Below are 16,600 nucleotides of genomic sequence, written 5' to 3'. Positions count from 1 at the left end.
TTCAGTGTCATTCTCAGCTGCGGTTGCCGGCCCGGAGAGGAGGCTGCACGGGCGGCCTCTCCATGCTACGAGCCACCACCGACAGAAACTGGTTCTGCGTCTTTGACCTGCGGTTCTTCCGGCTTCCGGCGGGTGGTGAGCCACCGGTGGACCGGCCGTTCGACCCCCGCGGTGACCGCCCACCCCGCCAGCACGGCGGCGCCGACGACCACGGGGAGCCGCAGCCAGCCGGGCAGGCCGGCGTCGAGCAGGGCGCGGGCCAGGACGTAACCCAGCTCCTGGTGCACCAGGTAAAGACCATACGAGATGCCCGCGAGCCAGGTGACGGCCGGGGCGATCCTCGCCAGTCCGGGGAACCGCCAGTCGGGGCCGCGGGCGGCCAGGCAGACCAGCAGCAGGAGCACGGCGAACCCGATCGTGGACGGCCAGCGCAGGGCGTCCTGCGGCAGCGCGACGTGGAACGGGAAGACCTGCAGGTCCTGCGCGGCGACGGCGGCGACCACGAACAGCGCGGCGTGCCACGTCTTGAGCCGGCGTTGAGACCAGAGCCACAGCGCGACGCCGATGGCGAAGACGTGCAGCCGGTGCAGACCCAGGCCGTAGTAGAACGTCTCGACGACCGGGCTCGCCGTCCCCGGCGCGAAGACGACGAAGCGCAGCGCGAGCGGGACGAGGATCAGGGCCCAGAGCAGGGCGACGGTCAGCCGGTGGGTGCGCCACGACCGCGGCCACAGGAGGGCGGCGCCGGTGAAGGCCAGCAGCTGCACCGGCAGCGTCCAGTAGGAGCCGTCGAGGTAGTAGAACGTCTCCGACCGGATGCCCCACTCCTGCACCATGCCGAGGTTGGCGACCAGGTCGAGCCCGGTCGGGATGTACCACGGCGACGGGTTCGACGGCAGCCCCTGCGGCACGCCGAAGAGGAACCCGGTGACGCCGGACGGGTAGGGCAGGCCACTGAAGGAGATGGCAGCCCACCGCGTCACGACGTAGGTCACCAGGACGGCGACGAAGTAGGCGGGCACGAGGCGCGCGACGCGGTTCCACAGCCACCGGCGCGGATTGCCCTTGCGGAGGCTCGCGCAAACGAAGAAGGCGGAGATCACCAGCAGGATCGCGGCGCCGAACTGCGCTGTCACCCTTACGGGGTACCCCGTCAACTCCGGGTGCAGGAGCGCACCCTGGTGGGTGACGTGCCCGAGGATCACCGCGAAGACGGCGACGACGCGGAGGAGGTCCCAGCTGATCCGGCGCGGCGTCGGGGAGGTGGGCACGGTCGTCCTGAGGTCGGCTGGGCTGGGGGTCGCCGTGAGCCTACGTGGCGGGGCGGCCGCGCGCTTGTGCGGGTGGAACCGGTTGGAGCGAAACGACTACCGTGTGCCAGGTGAACATCGTGGAGACCTACACGGGGCACGTCGACCCGGGCGGCGACGCCTCCCGGCGCACCCTGGACGCGCTGACCATCACCAAGCTGTCCGTCGGCCCGATGGACAACAACGCGTACCTGCTGGTGTGCCGGGCGGACAACGAGGCCCTGCTCATCGACGCGGCGAACGACCCGGACCGCATCTCGGACCTGATCGGCCACGGCCCCGACCGCCCGGCGTTGAAGACGGTCGTCACCACCCACCAGCACCAGGACCACTGGCAGGCACTGGGCGCGGTGGCGGGGGCCAACGGAGCCAACACGGCGGCGCACCCTCTGGACGCTTCGCCGTTGCCGGTGCCGCCGGACTTCCTGGTCGAGCACGGAGACACGCTGTCGGTGGGGCAGGTCACTCTTTCGGTGATCCATTTGAGGGGGCACACACCGGGGTCGATCGCTTTGCTGTACCGCGATCCGTCGGGGCACCCGCACCTGTTCACCGGGGACTCGCTGTTCCCGGGCGGTATCGGGCGGACCACGTCGCCGGAGGACTTCTCGTCGTTGCTGGACGACGTGTCGTCGCGGATCTTCGACGAGCTGCCGGACGAGACGTGGTTCTACCCGGGCCACGGGGATGACTCGACGTTGGGCGCGGAGCGTCCGAAGCTCGGCGAATGGCGCGAACGCGGCTGGTGAATTTCCTCCGATCGGGGCTGCCTGTGCTCCTTCAGGCGGCCCCGTTTGCTTTTTGCGCGCCGTCGCTGCCCGCTTCCCTTGACCGGCCCCGGAATCCGGCCGCGCCGTAACAGGACGCCCGAGAACACCGACCGTGTCCTGGACCGAAGCCGAACCCGCGAAACGGGCCAGCCGACCAAGGAGTGACTCATGTCCGATTGCCGCAAGTGCCACCGGCCGCTGCACGACTGCTCCGCCTGCAACGGCGGACGGACCCGCAGCCTGCTGGGCGACAAGCTGACGTGCAGCAAGTGCTCGTCCACGGGCCTCGTGTGCAACGAACACGGCGGCCACTGGAAGTAGCGGCGCGAACGCGGTCGGTGACACCTGCTCCAACCAGGTGGTGCTGGCCGCGATCGCTTCCTCGCGCGGTTCCCCGTCGAGCAGAGTCTTCCCATGAGCGGGCTGTACGACGGGGAATTCGCCGGGTTCAAGATCGCTTCGTCGGAGGAGATCGACACCGCCCTCCGCGAGGCGGTCGTCGCCGTCGACGCGAACGTCCTCCTCGATCTCTACCGGTTCCGGCCCCAGACGTCACAGGACCTCATCAACACCCTGAAGAGCCTGGACGAGCGGCTCGTCGTGCCGCATCAGGCCCTTCGCGAGTTCTGGCGACACCGGCAACGTTCCCAAGGCAGTCCTCGCGGTGCGACCAAGGCGGCCACGGACGCCCTCGCCAAGTCGGGCCGGGCCATCTGCGACGCCTTGACCGTGTGGGCGAAGGCGGTCGGCGTAGTCGACGACGAGCTGTCCGAGCTCGCCTCGCGAGTCGACGGCTTCGTCGGCACGCTCAAGGACGAACTCCAGCAGGTGCTCCAGGACGCGGATGCCGAGCGGAGTGGCGACCGGATCCTGGAACAGCTCGAAGAGCTTCTCGCCGGACGGATCACACCGCGATTGGACGCCGACGAGTGGACCGAGTGCGTCGCGGAGGCCAACCGCCGCATCGAGAACGAGGAACCGCCCGGCTACAAAGACGCGGGCAAGCAGGACAACGACACGCCGGAAGGCGGCGCCGGCGACTACCTCGTCTGGTACCAAGCCACCCGGTACGCGAAGGACAAGAGCAAAGACCTTCTCCTCGTCACCCGCGACGAGAAGGAAGACTGGTGGTGGCGCCAGCAGTCCGACTTCGTCGGCCCGCGGCCCGAGCTGGCCCTGGAGTTCCACGAACTGACCGGCCGACGGCTGTTCCTGCTACGCCCGGCGGACCTGCTCGCGCGGGCGGCCGTCCTGGAGGTCGAGGTCGACCGGGCTTCGCCGGTCGACGCCGGAAGGGTCGCCGAGGCCGGTGAAGAAGAGCCGGCCGATCCCTGGACCTTGCCGGCGCTGTCGGCGCTTCTGGAGCAGCTCGACCGGGAAGCTCCGGTGCAAGCCGCCGCGCTCCGCCTCGCGACTCCCGGCAGCGACGGGCGGGTGAGCCGGGAGAAGGTCTACGAGCTGGGCGAGTACGCGGACGACCGGATGCTGCGCGGCTTCACCCGGCCCTTCCGCCGCCTGACGGCGGCGCTGCAAGGGGACGGCACGGTTCCGGCCCGCGTCGCGCCGGTCTTCGTCGCCCGCTACCCCGACGGGGTGAAGGCTTCGTACTTCAGCGTTCCGGCCGAAGTCCCGGCGCTGCTCGAGGAACTCGCGGCCACGGCACCGGACCCCGGCGAGAAGCCGACCCCCGACACGTCCGGAGCAGCCGGGTAACGATAAGGGACTCCGGCGCAACTCCCGGACGAACCGGACGTCTCCTGAGAACCCAGCGCTGGGACTTCCACCGGTTCACCCAGGAGGTCCACCATGTCCAGACCCGTCAGACGCGCCCTTCTCGCCATCACCCTGCTGCTCGCGGCGAGCGTGGCCGCCGCCGCGCCAGCTCAGGCCGTCAACAGCGTTCCCACCCTCACCACCATCCGGACCGGGAACAACCCCACCTTCGACCGGGTCGTGCTCGACCTCGGCCCCGGCGGCACCCCCACCGTCAGCTACCAGCTCGTCGACGAGCTCACCGCCGACCCCACCGGGGACATCGTGTGGCTCACCGGGCAGTACTTCGTCAACGTCGCCGTGTCGCACGCCGCCGCGCACGACGATGCCGGGAACCCCACCTACACCGGGCCGCAGAAGTTCCGGACGCGGAACCTCTCGAACGTCATGGCCGTCGCCGTCACCGGGGACTTCGAAGCGGAGCTGACCATCGGGCTCGGCGTGCGGTCGCGGACCGCGGTGAACGTCTTCACGCTCACCGGGCCCAACCGCGTCGTCATCGACGTGGCCCACTAGGGGACAGCGGGGGAGTCACCCACGCTCGTACGGGATCTTCTCCCCCGCCTCCACCGCGAACGGCAGGTGGTTGCCCGCCGGCGGCAGGGGGCACGTCGCGAAGTCCGTGAACGCGCACGGCAGGTTCACCGCCCGGTTGAAGTCCAGGGTCACCGTCCCGTCCGGGGCGGGCGCGCCGACCGGCAGCGAGCGGTTCGCCGCGTACGTCGTGACGCCGCTCGTCTCGTCCGTGAACAGGATGCTGAACCCCCCGTCCTTGCCGTTGAACGCGGTCAGCGTGTGCGGCGCTCCCCCGACGGAGAAGTGGACCAGGCCCGGCGCCGTGTAGACGTGGCTGAGGCCCTCCACCACCGCACCGACCGTCGTGGGCCGCGGCTCGTCGAACGGCTCGAAACGGCCCGTGACCACCCAGGACGGCGACGGCTCGTACGCCGGGACGCCGTGGAACTCGCGCAGGACCTCGGCCTTCGGGTCGTGCACGCGGATCAGGTACCCCGAACGGCGGGCGACCTCGATCTCGACGTCGCCGGCCAGCACGCGCGTGCCCGCACCGCTGTTGACCAGCTCGAACCGGCGGGTCTCCGTGATCGGCGAACCCTCGTGCGCGAGGGCCGCTCCGGCCGGGTCGACGTACGCCGCCTCGGCGTCCTGCCACCAGCGGCCCGGGATGCCCGGGTACTCACGCGGGGCGTCGGTCAGCCAGTCGAGCGACACCAGCGCCAGCCAGCCGTGGGGTGCCGCGAGGTCCTCCTCGCGGTGGGTCTTCCAGTCCTGCCACTCGCTCGTGAACGTGCTCATCGCGGGCCCTTCTCCTCGGCTACGACGGTGCCAACCCGTCGGGAGAGCCGGTATTCCGCGTCCCAGTATCCGGACCGGTCGACACCCACGCGATTTCGCGCTCGCCGCCGGCGGGGACGACGACGCGCCGGAACCCCGGGACGTCGTCGATCGCCGCGTGGAACCGGTCGGAGACGATCAGCAGCTGATCGCGCCCGGGCTCCGCGCCCATCGCCGTCTTCAGCACCTCCGACTCGCACAGCCAGACCGCCAGCGCGATCGCGGCGCCACCGAAGTTCGGCGGCCGCAGCACGACGTCGCCGTGGTCGGCGGCCAGCCTCAGCCGCAGCCTGCCGAACTCGTTGAGGTGGCGGTTGCGCCGCCGCAGCGCCGCGTCCAGCTCGCCGGCGAACCCGGTCGCGACCCACCGCAGCGGCACGCTCGGCGGGATGACCAGCGTCGCGTTGTCCCCTTCCGGCCTGCGGTACCAGGTCGGCGTGCGGTACGGCACCGGGACGCGGTCGAACACCTCGTCCAGCACCCCGTCGAGAGTGGCGCCGAGGTGCACCGCGCGGGCGGTGCCGCCGCGGCTGGGGGCGACGATCCCGATCCGGACGACCGTCGCGGCCACCGGGACGGTGCGCATGGGCTCAGTCCTCCCGGGGGTCGAAGGACCACTGCAGGCCGTAGCTCAGCCCCTGGTGCAGGTCGTGGAACTCCAGCGCCACCTCGCCGACCCGGTTGACCGTCAACGCGTCACCGGAGTCGACGCCGTCGTCCACGACCCGGCCCGGGACGCCGTTGAGCCGCCACACGCGCGGCGGCGGGTTCGCGCGGTCGAACCGGACCCGCACCGCGAACTCTTCGCAGCGGCGCAGGGGCGTCATGACGTAGTACGGCCGCAGCGACGTGCGCCGCGGCGCGAAGCGGATCCCGTACTCGTGCCGCTGACCGAGCCGCAACGGGCTGGGCAGCCGCATGACGAACTGCGCGTGGCTCACCGAAACCTGGCGCGCTTCGACGATCTCGCCGCCGAACAGGACTTCGGCGGAGATGTCCGGCACCGGGTCGCTGCCCGGCTCGGCCGGGACGCTGAACGAGAGCACGAGCTCGTCGAGCTCGTCGACCTCCGCGACGATCCGGCGCTCCTCCTGCAGGTCCGGCGGGTCGCGGTCGAGCCGGAGCACCGCCTTCGTCGACTCGGCGTACCAGCCGGCCAGCGGGTGCCGGTCGCGGTCCGGCGGGGGCGCGCCGAGCAGCTCGTCGAGCCGGCGGAACGCGAGGTCGATCCGCCGGCGCGCGGTGCGCGGGTCGCGGTCCAGGACGCTGGCCAGCCACGAGATCCGCCGGTCCAGGAACTCCCCCGCGGCCTCCTCGTGCAGGCCCAGCGCGGCGAGCGCGGCCAGCCGCAGGTCGGCCGGGAGCCGGCCGCACAGCTCGGTGAGCCGCAGGACGAGCTTCTGCCGGGCGGCGGAGGGCTGGTCGGCCTCGGTGATCCCGCACGCCTCGCGCAGGCAGGGACCGATCCGCTGGTGCAGGTCGGCCGCGTCGAGCCCGCGACCGCGGCGCAGTTCGTTCAGCTCGCGCACGAACGGGAAGGAGTTGTCCGGCCGCATCCCACCCCCTTCCGGAGCCGCGGTGAAAATGACAGCCAACATTACCAAGAACGTTCCGCGTGGGGCGTGACAGATCGCGGACACCGGAATTCACGGAAATACCCGGCCGGCCGGCCCCCCACGAGCCGGCCGACCGGGACGTGCGCGGATCAGTTCGCGCCGAAGATCAGCGCCCAGATCGAGTGGCTCTCCATCACACACACCTCCTCATCGCTGCACCCAAGCCGAGGCGGAGAACGGGGCGGAGCCGTGTGACGCCGGCGCGGCCGGCTCCGTCGCGTTTCCGGTGGCCGCCAGGAAACCCGCGACAGCACCGACCACGAACGCGGCGAAGACCGATTTCACCAGGGTCAAGATCTTGCAGTAGACGTTCACGGCAAAGCACTCCCCGACCTCGCTCGAAACGGAAATCCGGCCGGTCGGCATCCGATTTCTTTTTCCGGCCGGAACCCAGGATCGCGCCGGGGCGGGGTTCGCTCAGAGGTCCGCTGTCACGGGCGGTGTGTGCCGTTTGGCTCAGAACGGGCGAAGGCGCGCAGCACGCGCAGCTCGCGGATGAGGATCCGGCCGCGGCCGGTCTCGACGATCCCCCGCTCCCGCAGCATGCGCAACGCCCGCGCGACGGTACGCCGGGCCGCGCCGATCTGCGCGCCGATGTCCTCCTGCGAGCCCTCGACGATCACGCCCTCGGGGACGCGCCGGCCGCGCTCCTCGGCCAGCCGGACCAGGACCACCGCGACGCGACGGCTGACGTCGAAGGCCGCGGCGTCGACCCGGGCCGACTCGGCGCTGCGGAGCCGGGCGGCGACGGTCTTGATCGTCGCGATGGCGATCTCGGGCCGGGTGTGCAGGACGTCGACGAACTCCGCGCCGGTCAGCTGGAAGACGACGCAGGGTTCGATCGCGCGCACCGACGCCGAGCGCGGCCGCCCGGTGACGGCGGCGAGGTCGCCGAGCACCTCGCCGGGGCCGCGCAGGCCGAAGAGGACCTCGCGGCCGTCCTCGACGATCGTGGAGACGCGCACCCAGCCGGACACCAGCACGTGGACGTGGTCGGACGGGTCGCCCTCCATGAGGACGACGTCGTTCGCGCGGAACCGGCGGCGGGTGCCCCGGGCGAGCAGGTAGTCGCGATCGACGTCGGCGAGATAGGCCAGGAGCGCTCCCTCGGCCGTGTCGTCGTGCCCGCTCATGGCTCCCCTCCGGATCTCCACCGTACTGTGCCGTTCGTTACCAATCCGACCACAGTCACGGCCGGATGGCTGTCGTGGCAAGGGCACGTACCGCTCGAGGGCCGGCCTACTTCTGGCCGGATCGGTAACCGGGCGTGGCGGGCCGGGGCGAGGGCCGGGACCGATAGGGTCACCGCGTGGACGTGGAGATCTTCACCGACGGCGCGTGCAGCGGGAACCCGGGACCAGGCGGCTGGGGCGCGGTCCTCCGCTACGGGCGGCACGAGCGTGAGCTCTACGGCGGCGAAGCCACGCCGACGACGAACAACCGGATGGAGCTGACGGCGCCGATCCGGGCGCTGGAGAGCCTGACCCGGCCATCGCAAGTCCGCGTGTTCACGGACAGCACGTACGTGCGCAACGGGATCATGCAGTGGCTGCCCCGCTGGAAGAGCAACGGCTGGCAGACGGCGGCGCGCCAGCCGGTGAAGAACGCGGACCTGTGGCAGCGCCTGGACGCGGCGGCGAGTCTCCACGAGGTCGAATGGCTGTGGGTCAAGGGCCACGCGGGACACCCGGAGAACGAGCGCGCCGACCGGCTCGCGGTGCGGGGAGCCCAGGAAGCGCGGGAGACCGGGAAGCCGGTCAACGCCGAATAGTCCTCAGTAGACGGTCGCGGCCGTCGTGGGATGATTTCTCCATGCCTCCCGCCTCGTGCCCGTGCGGCCTCGCCGAGTCCTACCCCGCCTGCTGCGGCCGGTTCCACGACGGCGACCTCGCGGCGCCGACAGCCGAGCTGCTGATGCGTTCGCGGTACAGCGCGTTCGCCGTCGGGGACACGGCTTACCTGCTGCGCACCTGGCACCCGGACACGCGCCCGCGCCGGCTGAGCCTCGATCCCGGCCAGGAGTGGACGCGGCTGGAGATCCTCGCCCGCACGGGCGGCGGCCTGCTGCACGCCGAAGGGACGGTCGAGTTCCGGGCGCACTACCGCCACCACGGCCGGGACGGGTTCCTGGAGGAGAACAGCCGCTTCCGCCGTGATGACGGCCAGTGGGTCTACCTCGACGCGGAAGCCTGATGGGCACCGCACTCGTCGGCGTGGCCGGGGCACTGCTCGGCGTGCTCGTCGGCGGTTTCCTCCAGCTGCTGCAGGCATCGCGCGCCCGCCGGTGGCAGCGGGACGACGCGCTCGGCAAGCTGAAGCAAGCCGCCTACGCCGAATACCTGCGCTCGATCAGCGCGAGCTACGGCCAGGCGATGGCCGGAGAGCGCAGCCGCACCGAGGACGCGCGGTTGCACGCCGCCACGGCCGAGATCGAAGTGCTGGCGGGCCGGGAGGTGGCCGGGCCCGCCCGGGACCTCGCGACCACGGTGATCGAGACGCACTCGAAGATCGCGTCCGGCGAGGGTGTCGAGGGGACCGCCGTGACCGCCGTCGACCGGCAGCGGCTCGAGGTGGTCGCACTCTTCAAAGCCGATCTCGGAATCACGGCGCAGCAAGCCCTGCGGCGCTGATCGGTGTCCCGCTGAGCGAGGCACTTCCCCAGCGGATCCGGGAGGACGGCTCACTGCCGCTCCTGCTGGCCGTGCACACCGCGGCGGTGCAGCCGGCGGCCCGGGTCCGACCGAAACGCCCCTGTTCTCCCGGTGACCGGACCGCTACGATCGTCCGCAATTGTTAGGAAAGTTCCCTAACGATGGTCCGCTCGACCCCCACGCCGCCGCGGTGCCTAGGAGGCGCGCTAGTGAGCTATCGGCAGAGAAGATCCCGGACCCTCGTGGTGGCGGCGGTGCTCGCCGTCGCCGTGAGCGGGGCGACCGTCCCGGCGGCGACCGGCCAGGAGCAGGCCAGAGCGGTGGTCACCGCCGCGGCGCCGGCCACCGCCGTCCCCGGCTTCCTCATCCAGACGTCGGCGCAGGTCAGCGACGACTCGGCGGTGTCGAAGCCGGGCTTCGACACCGCCGGCTGGTACCCCGTCGGCCCCCGGTCGACCGTCTACGCCGGCCTGCTGGCCAACGGCAAGTACGCCGACCCGTTCTACTCGACCAACATGAAGAACGTGCCGACCGCGGACTTCAAGGTCCCGTGGTGGTACCGCACCGACCTCACCGTCACCGACACCACCCAGCGCACCTACCTCGACTTCAGCGGCGTCCTCTCGAAGGCCGACGTCTGGGTCAACGGGACGCGGATCGCGGACAAGACGCAGGTCACCGGCGCCTACACGCGCCACGACCTGGACATCACCGCGCAGGTGAAGGCCGGGACGAACAGCATCGCGTTCAAGGTCTACCCGAACGACCCGAACAAGGACCTGTCGATGGGCTGGATCGACTGGGCGCAGACCCCGCCGGACCAGAACATGGGCATCGTGCGCGACGTCCTCGTGCGGCGCAGCGGCCCGGTGGCGCTGCGCGGCGGCCACGTCGTCACGAAGCTGACCGGCCTCGGCCACGCCGACCTCACGGTGAAGGCCGACGTCCGCAACGACTCGGCGAACGCGGTGAGCACGACGGTGTCCGGCACGGTCGCCGGCAAGGCGATCAGCCAGACGGTGAGCCTGGCGGCCAAGGAGAAGAAGACCGTCACGTTCCCGGTGACCGGGATCGACAACCCGCAGGTCTGGTGGCCGGCCGGGATGGGCGGGCAGCCGCTCTACGACCTCGACCTGACCGCGAGCGCCGGCGGCACGGCGTCCGACTCCGCACACGAGAGCTTCGGCGTGCGTCAGGTGACGGCGAACAAGAACTCCAGCGGCGGCCGGTCGTACACGATCAACGGGCGCCCGCTGCTGATCAAGGGCGGCGGCTACTCGCCGGACCTGTTCCTGCGCTGGAACGAGCAGTACGCGGCGGACAAGCTGGCCTACGTCAAGGACCTCGGGCTCAACACCGTGCGCCTGGAGGGGCACATCGAGCCGGACGAGTTCTTCGACCTCGCCGACCGGATGGGCGTGCTCACGCTGCCCGGCTGGGAGTGCTGCGACAAGTGGGAGGGCCAGGTCAACGGCGACGAGAAGGGTGACCCGTGGACGGCCGCGGACTACCCGGTCGCGAAGGCGTCGATGACCGCGGAGGCCGAGCGCCTGCGCGACCACCCGAGCGTCATCTCGTTCCTGATCGGAAGCGACTTCGCGCCCGACGCGACGATCGAGAAGAACTACCTCGACGCGCTCACGGCCGCGGACTGGCCCACCCCGGTGGTCCCGGCCGCGTCGGCGAAGTCGTCGCCGCAGCTCGGCTCGTCCGGCATGAAGATGAACGGGCCGTACGACTACGTCCCGCCGAACTACTGGTACGACAAGGCGCACACCGACCTCGGCGGCGCCTGGAGCTTCAACTCCGAGACCAGCGCCGGGCCGGACATCCCGACGATGGACACGCTCAAGCGGATGATGTCCTCGAGCGAGCTGGACACGCTGTGGAAGAGCCCGTCGACCGCGCAGTACCACCGGTCGTCGTCCTCGACGTTCGCCAACCTGAAGCTGTTCGGCGACGCGCTCACCGGCCGCTACGGCAAGCCGGCGAGCCTGGACGACTTCGTCCGCAAGGCGCAGCTGGCGCAGTACGAGAACGTGCGCGCCGAGTTCGAGTCGCACTCGCGCAACTTCAGCGACAGCTCGAACCCGGCCACCGGGATCATCTACTGGATGCTCAACAGCGGCTGGACGTCGCTGCACTGGCAGCTGTTCGACGCCTACCTCGACCAGAACGGCTCGTACTTCGGGGCGAAGAAGGCGAACGAGCCGCTGCACATCCAGTACTCGTACGACACCAAGTCGGTCGTGGTGGTGAACCACAACCACGACGCGGCGTCGAACCTCACCGCGTCCGTGAAGCTGTACAACCTGGACGGCACGGAGAAGTTCAACCAGTCGAAGGCCGTGTCCGTGGGCGGTGACGGCGCGAAGACGACCGCGCTGACCATCGGTTCGGTGAGCGGCCTGTCGACGACGTACCTGGCGAAGCTGGTCCTGAGCGACTCGGCGGGCAAGGAGGTCAGCCGCAACGTCTACTGGCTGTCCACCAAGGCCGACACGCTCGACTGGGGCAACAGCGACTGGTACTACACGCCGCAGTCGGCCTACGCGGACCTGTCCGGGCTGAACGGCCTGGCCCAGGTCAGCCTGGGGTCGACCGCGACGTCGACCACCAACGGCGACGGCACCACGACCACCAAGGTGACGCTGACGAACGGGTCGGCGAACAAGGTGCCGGCGTTCTTCGTCGACGCGCACGTGGTCGGCGCAGCGGGCGCGCCGGTGCTGCCGGTGCGGTGGACCGACAACCAGGTCACCCTCTGGCCCGGCGAGTCGACGACGCTGACGGCGACGTACCGGACCGCGGACCTCAAGGGCGCCAAGGCGTCCGTGCGGATCGCGGGCTGGAACACCGGGACGAAGACGATCCCGGCCGACGGCACCACCGGCCCGGGCCCGGGTGACCCGGTGGACTACCAGGCCGAGAACGCCACGATCACCAACGGCGTCGCGGAGTCGAACCACGCCGGGTTCACCGGCACCGGGTTCGTCAACTACGACAACGCGACGGGCAGCGCGGTGGAGTTCTCGGTCAACGCGGCGGCCGCCGGCCCGGCGAACGTCGTCCTGCGGTTCGCCAACGGCACCACGGTGAACCGGCCGATGGACCTCACGGTGAACGGCACCAAGGTGGCGTCCGCGGTGGCGTTCGGCGGCACGGGCAACTGGGACACCTGGCAGACGGTCACCATCCCGGTGACGCTGACCGCCGGGACGAACAAGATCAAGGCGACCGCGACGACCGCCAACGGCGGCCCGAACCTCGACAAGATCACCGTCTAGCGCTGTTCGATGAGGGGCACCTTCACGGCTGTGAAGGTGCCCCTCATGCCATCCAGAGCAGGCGCTGCTCGCGGTCCGGGTCCGAGACCGTCGTGGAGACGTCGTCGAAGAGGCGCGTGACGCGGTCTTCCCGCGTGTAGCGAGGCCAGCCCGGGTCGCCGGTCGCGATGAAGCGGACCCAGGCGCCGAACATCTCGGTCGCCATCGCCTGCATGCGCTCGGCCGGGAACGTCCGGCCGGCGAAGAGGAACCGCCAGTTGCGGTTGCGGATGTCGTCGAACGTCAGCGGCAGGTCCAGTCCGTGCGGCGCGCCGAGCCCCTTACCCCGCGGCGCGATCCGCCAGTCCAGCCGGTACATCCACGCGTCCGGCTGCTTCTCGGCGAAGCGGATCGCCGGGATCCACCAGTCCCCCGCGGTCAACGCGCGGTTGCGGATCTGGTCCTCCGGCCAGTCGAGCAGTTCGCCGTACGCCGCGACGGCTTTCTCGACCTCGGCGGCGTCCAGCATCGTCGAGCCGACGCCCAGGAGCTTCGCGCCGCCCGACTGCAGCCAGCTGAACAGGTCCTCTTCGTCGGCCGTCGTCCCGATGAGCAGCGGGACCTCGCGGACGGCGTCCAGCGGGCGTTGCGGCAGCAGCTCGTCCCCGACGACCACGCGGTAGGTCACCTTCGTGCCGGAGACCGCCGAAACCCGTTGCTGCGCCTGAAGAATCTCCTTCACCGGCAGCGTCGCGAGGTCTTCCGGCGAGGCGGCCAGCTCGGCGAGAACCGCCGAAGCGATCGCCTCGCCTTCGGCCGGGGTGTGCACGACCGAGCCGACGCCGGTCCCGCTCTGGACGATCGCCTGGCGCACCAGACCGCGCGTCGCGGGCACGGCCAGCAGCGTCCCGACGGTGCGGCCGCCGTTGGACTGCCCGGCGAGCGTCACGCGGTCCGGATCGCCCCCGAACGCGCCGATGTCGTCCCGCACCCACTCCAGCGCCGCGACCTGGTCGCGCAGGGACAGGTTGGAGTCGGCGACGCCGGGCAGGTGCAGCATCCCGAGCACCCCGAGCCGGTAGGCGACGGTCACGACGACGACGCCTCGCCGCGCGTACGCGGACGCGTCGAACTGGTGGGGCGCGCCCATCACGCCGCCCCCGCCGTGGATCCAGACGAGCACCGGGTACGAGCCGGGCGACGCCGGCGCGTAGACGTTCAGGTACAGGCAGTCCTCGTCCCCGGTGAAGCCGCGCCCGGTCAGCTCGGGCTGCGGCGCGCGCGGCGCCCACCCGGTGGCGTCCCGGACACCCGGCCACGGCGGCACCGGCCGGGGCGCGCGGAACCGCAGCTCCCCCACCGGCGGCTCGGCGTAGGGCACGCCGAGGAACGTCCGCACCCCGTCCCCTTCGGACCCGCGCAGGGCGCCGGCCGCGATCTCCACCGTCGTCACGAACCCAGCCTAGGAGCTTGCGCTGGAGCGCGCTCCAGCGTGTTGACTGGGCCACACACACTGGGAGGGAACCATGAGCGCGTCCGAAAACAAGCAGCTGCTGAGAACCGCCTTCGACGCCTGGGGCACCGGCGACATCCGGCCGCTGATCGCCGCCATGGCCGACGACGTCACGTGGACGGTCGGCGGCCACACCAGCTGGTCCGGCAGCTTCCGCGGCAAGGACTCCGTCCGCCGCGACCTGCTGGCGCCGCTCGGCGAGCAGTTCGACGGCACCTACACCAGCACCGCGAGCCGGTTCGTCGCCGAGGACGACGTCGTCGTGGTCGAGACGCGGGGCAGCGTCGCCACGAAGGCCGGGGCGCGCTACGACAACCAGTACTGCTTCGTCGTCCGGCTCGAAGGCGGCCGGATCCGCGAGATCACCGAGTACCTGGACACCCAGCTGGTCGCCGAAGTGCTCCCCGACCTGGCCAGGTGACACCCGGGGCGGCCGACGGGTAATGATTACCCCGTGCACATAGCGGCAGAGATAGTGGCGCTGGTCGTGACCGTCCTCGTCGTCAGCGCGGTGGCGCGGCGGCTGGACTGGTCCGCCCCGCTGTGCCTGATCGCCGTCGGCGTCGTGGCGTCGTACGTCCCCGGCGTGCCCGAGTACCACCTCGACCCCGAGGTCGTGCTGCTCGGCCTGCTCCCGCCGCTGCTGTACTCGGCGGCCATCCAGACGTCGCTGGTCGACTTCCGGAAGAACCGCGGGGCGATCGGGCTGATGTCGGTCGGGCTCGTCGTGTTCACCACCTTCGGCGTCGGGCTGGTCGCCTGGGCGGTGATCCCCGGGCTCCCGCTGGCCGGCGGCATCGCGCTCGGCGCGATCGTGGCCCCGCCGGACGCGGTCGCGGCCAGCGTCGTCGCCCGCCGGGTCGGCATGCCCCGCAAGCTGATCCGGCTGCTGGAGGGCGAGAGCCTGTTCAACGACGCGGCCGCGCTGGTCGCCCTCCGCACGGCCATCGCCGCGCTGGCCGGGTCGGTCAGCCTGTGGCAGGTCGGCGCCGACTTCTTCCGCGCGGCCATCGGCGGCGCCGTCGTCGGGCTCGTCGTCGGGTTCGCGGCCGCGTTCGTCCGCGCCCGGCTGAACGAGCCGGTGCTCGACACCGCGCTGTCGTTCGCCGTGCCCTTCATCGCCTACATCCCGGCCGAGGCGATCCACGGCTCCGGCGTGCTCGCGGTGGTCATCGCCGGGCTCATCCTCGGGCACAAGGCACCGCAGATCCTCTCCGGCTCGACGCGCCTGGCGTCGCGGCTGAACTGGCAGACCATCGCGTTCCTGCTGGAGAACATGGTCTTCCTGCTGATCGGCCTGCAGCTGCGCCGGATCCTCTCCGAGGTCGGCGAAAGCGGGCTGTCGCTGGCGATGCTCGTCTGGATCTGCGTCGCCGTGCTGGGCGCGACCATCGTCACCCGGGTGCTGTGGATGGCCGGGATCGGCACCGTGAAACGGCTGGAGCGGCGCCTGCTGCCGGCGAAACCGCGGGCGAAGATCTGGCCGTGGCGCTACTCGGCCGTCATCGCCTGGGCGGGCATGCGCGGCGTGGTCACGCTCGCCGCGGCGTTCGTGCTCCCCGCGGACACCCCGCAGCGGGCGGTGCTGGTGCTCGCGGCGTTCGTCGTCGTGGCCGGCACCCTGGCCGTGCAGGGCATGACGCTGCCGCCGCTGATCCGGAAGCTGCGCCTGCCGCGGCCGGACCCGGCGGAGGACGCGCTGCAGGAGGCGGCCGTCCTGCACGACATGACCCGCGCGGCGCTGACCCGGCTCGAAGAGATCCGGCAGCCCGACGACCCGCCGGAGATCATCCAGCGCCTGCGCGACCGGCTCCAGCACCGCACCGACTCGGCGTGGGAACAGCTCGGCCGGCAGAGCGCGCTGACCGAGACGCCGAGCGACGCCTACCGCCGCCTGCGGCTGGACCTGCTCGACGTCGAGCGCCGCCAGTTCCTGAAGGCCCGCGACAGCGGCAGCGCCGACGACGAAGTCCTGCGCAAGGTCCTGGAGCGGCTCGACATCGAAGAGTCCATGCTGGACCGGGACGAAGAGGAGCCCGAGGTCGAAGGCCGCGAGCTGCGCACCCCGGCCGCGACGGCCGGTTCGTGCAAGCACTTGGCCCACGAGTGGGTCGAAAAGGAGCCGAGCTCGCCGGACGCGTGCGCCGCCTGCATCGCCGAAGGCACGACCTGGGTGCACCTGCGGATGTGTCTCAAGTGCGGCAACGTCGCCTGCTGCGACTCTTCGCCGCGCCGGCACGCCACGCAGCACTTCCACGAAAGCCGCCATCCGGTGATGCGCAGCTTCGAGCCCGGGGAGACGTGGCGATGGTGTTTCGTGGACAAGCAACTCGGATAATGTCGGGGCC

The 16,600-nt window shown here is 71.1% G+C and carries 17 protein-coding genes; 10 read left to right on the top strand and 7 right to left on the bottom strand.

Annotated features, from left to right (window positions below):
* Positions 1-65: 65 nt before the first annotated feature.
* Positions 66-1,271, bottom strand: a complete 1,206-nt coding sequence (locus AA23TX_RS30295) for an acyltransferase family protein (protein ID WP_155546182.1) — start codon at positions 1,269-1,271, stop codon at positions 66-68.
* 110 nt (positions 1,272-1,381) lie between these two features.
* Here AA23TX_RS30295 and AA23TX_RS30290 point away from each other — a divergent pair, with 110 nt between their 5' ends.
* From AA23TX_RS30290 to AA23TX_RS30275, 4 genes are all read left to right on the top strand, one after another.
* Positions 1,382-2,059, top strand: a complete 678-nt coding sequence (locus tag AA23TX_RS30290; protein WP_155546181.1) for an MBL fold metallo-hydrolase — start codon at positions 1,382-1,384, stop codon at positions 2,057-2,059.
* 189 nt (positions 2,060-2,248) lie between these two features.
* Positions 2,249-2,401: a hypothetical protein gene (locus tag AA23TX_RS30285; RefSeq protein WP_155546180.1), complete on the top strand. Its 153-nt coding sequence runs from the start codon at positions 2,249-2,251 to the stop codon at positions 2,399-2,401.
* 93 nt (positions 2,402-2,494) lie between these two features.
* Positions 2,495-3,793 (top strand): PIN-like domain-containing protein, encoded by a 1,299-nt coding sequence (locus AA23TX_RS30280; protein ID WP_155546179.1) that lies wholly within the window; start codon positions 2,495-2,497, stop codon positions 3,791-3,793.
* Between the two features lie 93 nt (positions 3,794-3,886).
* Positions 3,887-4,369: an AMIN-like domain-containing (lipo)protein gene (locus AA23TX_RS30275; RefSeq protein ID WP_155546178.1), complete on the top strand. Its 483-nt coding sequence runs from the start codon at positions 3,887-3,889 to the stop codon at positions 4,367-4,369.
* Between the two features lie 15 nt (positions 4,370-4,384).
* Here AA23TX_RS30275 and AA23TX_RS30270 read toward each other — a convergent pair whose 3' ends face one another.
* From AA23TX_RS30270 to AA23TX_RS30250, 5 genes are all read right to left on the bottom strand, one after another.
* Positions 4,385-5,167, bottom strand: coding sequence for a DUF1684 domain-containing protein (locus AA23TX_RS30270; RefSeq protein WP_155546177.1), 783 nt, complete (start codon positions 5,165-5,167; stop codon positions 4,385-4,387).
* Positions 5,168-5,186: 19 nt separating this feature from the next.
* Positions 5,187-5,792, bottom strand: coding sequence for a hypothetical protein (locus AA23TX_RS30265; protein ID WP_155546176.1), 606 nt, complete (start codon positions 5,790-5,792; stop codon positions 5,187-5,189).
* Positions 5,793-5,796: 4 nt separating this feature from the next.
* Positions 5,797-6,762 carry a hypothetical protein gene (locus AA23TX_RS30260; protein WP_196425591.1) on the bottom strand — a complete coding sequence of 322 codons (966 nt, stop codon included), beginning with the start codon at positions 6,760-6,762 and terminating at the stop codon, positions 5,797-5,799.
* A gap of 207 nt (positions 6,763-6,969) precedes the next feature.
* Positions 6,970-7,188, bottom strand: a complete 219-nt coding sequence (locus AA23TX_RS30255) for a hypothetical protein (protein WP_155546175.1) — start codon at positions 7,186-7,188, stop codon at positions 6,970-6,972.
* A gap of 65 nt (positions 7,189-7,253) precedes the next feature.
* Entirely contained in the window at positions 7,254-7,955 is a 702-nt protein-coding gene (locus AA23TX_RS30250) for a Crp/Fnr family transcriptional regulator (RefSeq protein ID WP_155546174.1), read from the bottom strand.
* Between the two features lie 176 nt (positions 7,956-8,131).
* Here AA23TX_RS30250 and rnhA point away from each other — a divergent pair, with 176 nt between their 5' ends.
* The 4 genes from rnhA to AA23TX_RS30230 all read left to right on the top strand — a co-directional run bounded on the left by rnhA (position 8,132) and on the right by AA23TX_RS30230 (position 12,760).
* Complete coding sequence (rnhA, locus tag AA23TX_RS30245; RefSeq protein ID WP_155546173.1) at positions 8,132-8,593, top strand: ribonuclease HI; 462 nt, start codon at positions 8,132-8,134, stop codon at positions 8,591-8,593.
* Positions 8,594-8,634: 41 nt separating this feature from the next.
* Positions 8,635-9,015 carry a YchJ family protein gene (locus tag AA23TX_RS30240; protein WP_155546172.1) on the top strand — a complete coding sequence of 127 codons (381 nt, stop codon included), beginning with the start codon at positions 8,635-8,637 and terminating at the stop codon, positions 9,013-9,015.
* Entirely contained in the window at positions 9,015-9,452 is a 438-nt protein-coding gene (locus AA23TX_RS30235; protein ID WP_155546171.1) for a hypothetical protein, read from the top strand. Before AA23TX_RS30240 ends, AA23TX_RS30235 begins: the two co-directional genes overlap by 1 nt.
* Before the next feature lie 230 nt (positions 9,453-9,682).
* Positions 9,683-12,760 (top strand): glycosyl hydrolase 2 galactose-binding domain-containing protein, encoded by a 3,078-nt coding sequence (locus AA23TX_RS30230; protein WP_196425590.1) that lies wholly within the window; start codon positions 9,683-9,685, stop codon positions 12,758-12,760.
* Positions 12,761-12,803: 43 nt separating this feature from the next.
* Here AA23TX_RS30230 and AA23TX_RS30225 read toward each other — a convergent pair whose 3' ends face one another.
* Complete coding sequence (locus tag AA23TX_RS30225; protein ID WP_155546170.1) at positions 12,804-14,192, bottom strand: carboxylesterase/lipase family protein; 1,389 nt, start codon at positions 14,190-14,192, stop codon at positions 12,804-12,806.
* A 73-nt stretch (positions 14,193-14,265) separates the two neighbouring features.
* Between AA23TX_RS30225 and AA23TX_RS30220 the strand changes: the two genes are divergently transcribed.
* Together AA23TX_RS30220 and AA23TX_RS30215 are read left to right on the top strand one after the other, a co-directional pair.
* Positions 14,266-14,673, top strand: coding sequence for a nuclear transport factor 2 family protein (locus AA23TX_RS30220; RefSeq protein WP_155546169.1), 408 nt, complete (start codon positions 14,266-14,268; stop codon positions 14,671-14,673).
* Positions 14,674-14,706: 33 nt separating this feature from the next.
* Positions 14,707-16,590: a Na+/H+ antiporter gene (locus tag AA23TX_RS30215; protein WP_196425589.1), complete on the top strand. Its 1,884-nt coding sequence runs from the start codon at positions 14,707-14,709 to the stop codon at positions 16,588-16,590.
* Positions 16,591-16,600: the final 10 nt, after the last annotated feature.

This window comes from Amycolatopsis camponoti, assembly GCF_902497555.1.
In the GTDB taxonomy this organism is placed as follows: Bacteria; Actinomycetota; Actinomycetes; order Mycobacteriales; family Pseudonocardiaceae; genus Amycolatopsis; species Amycolatopsis camponoti.
Note: the sequence above shows the minus strand (reverse complement) of the source record. Positions and strands in the feature narration are given on the sequence as shown.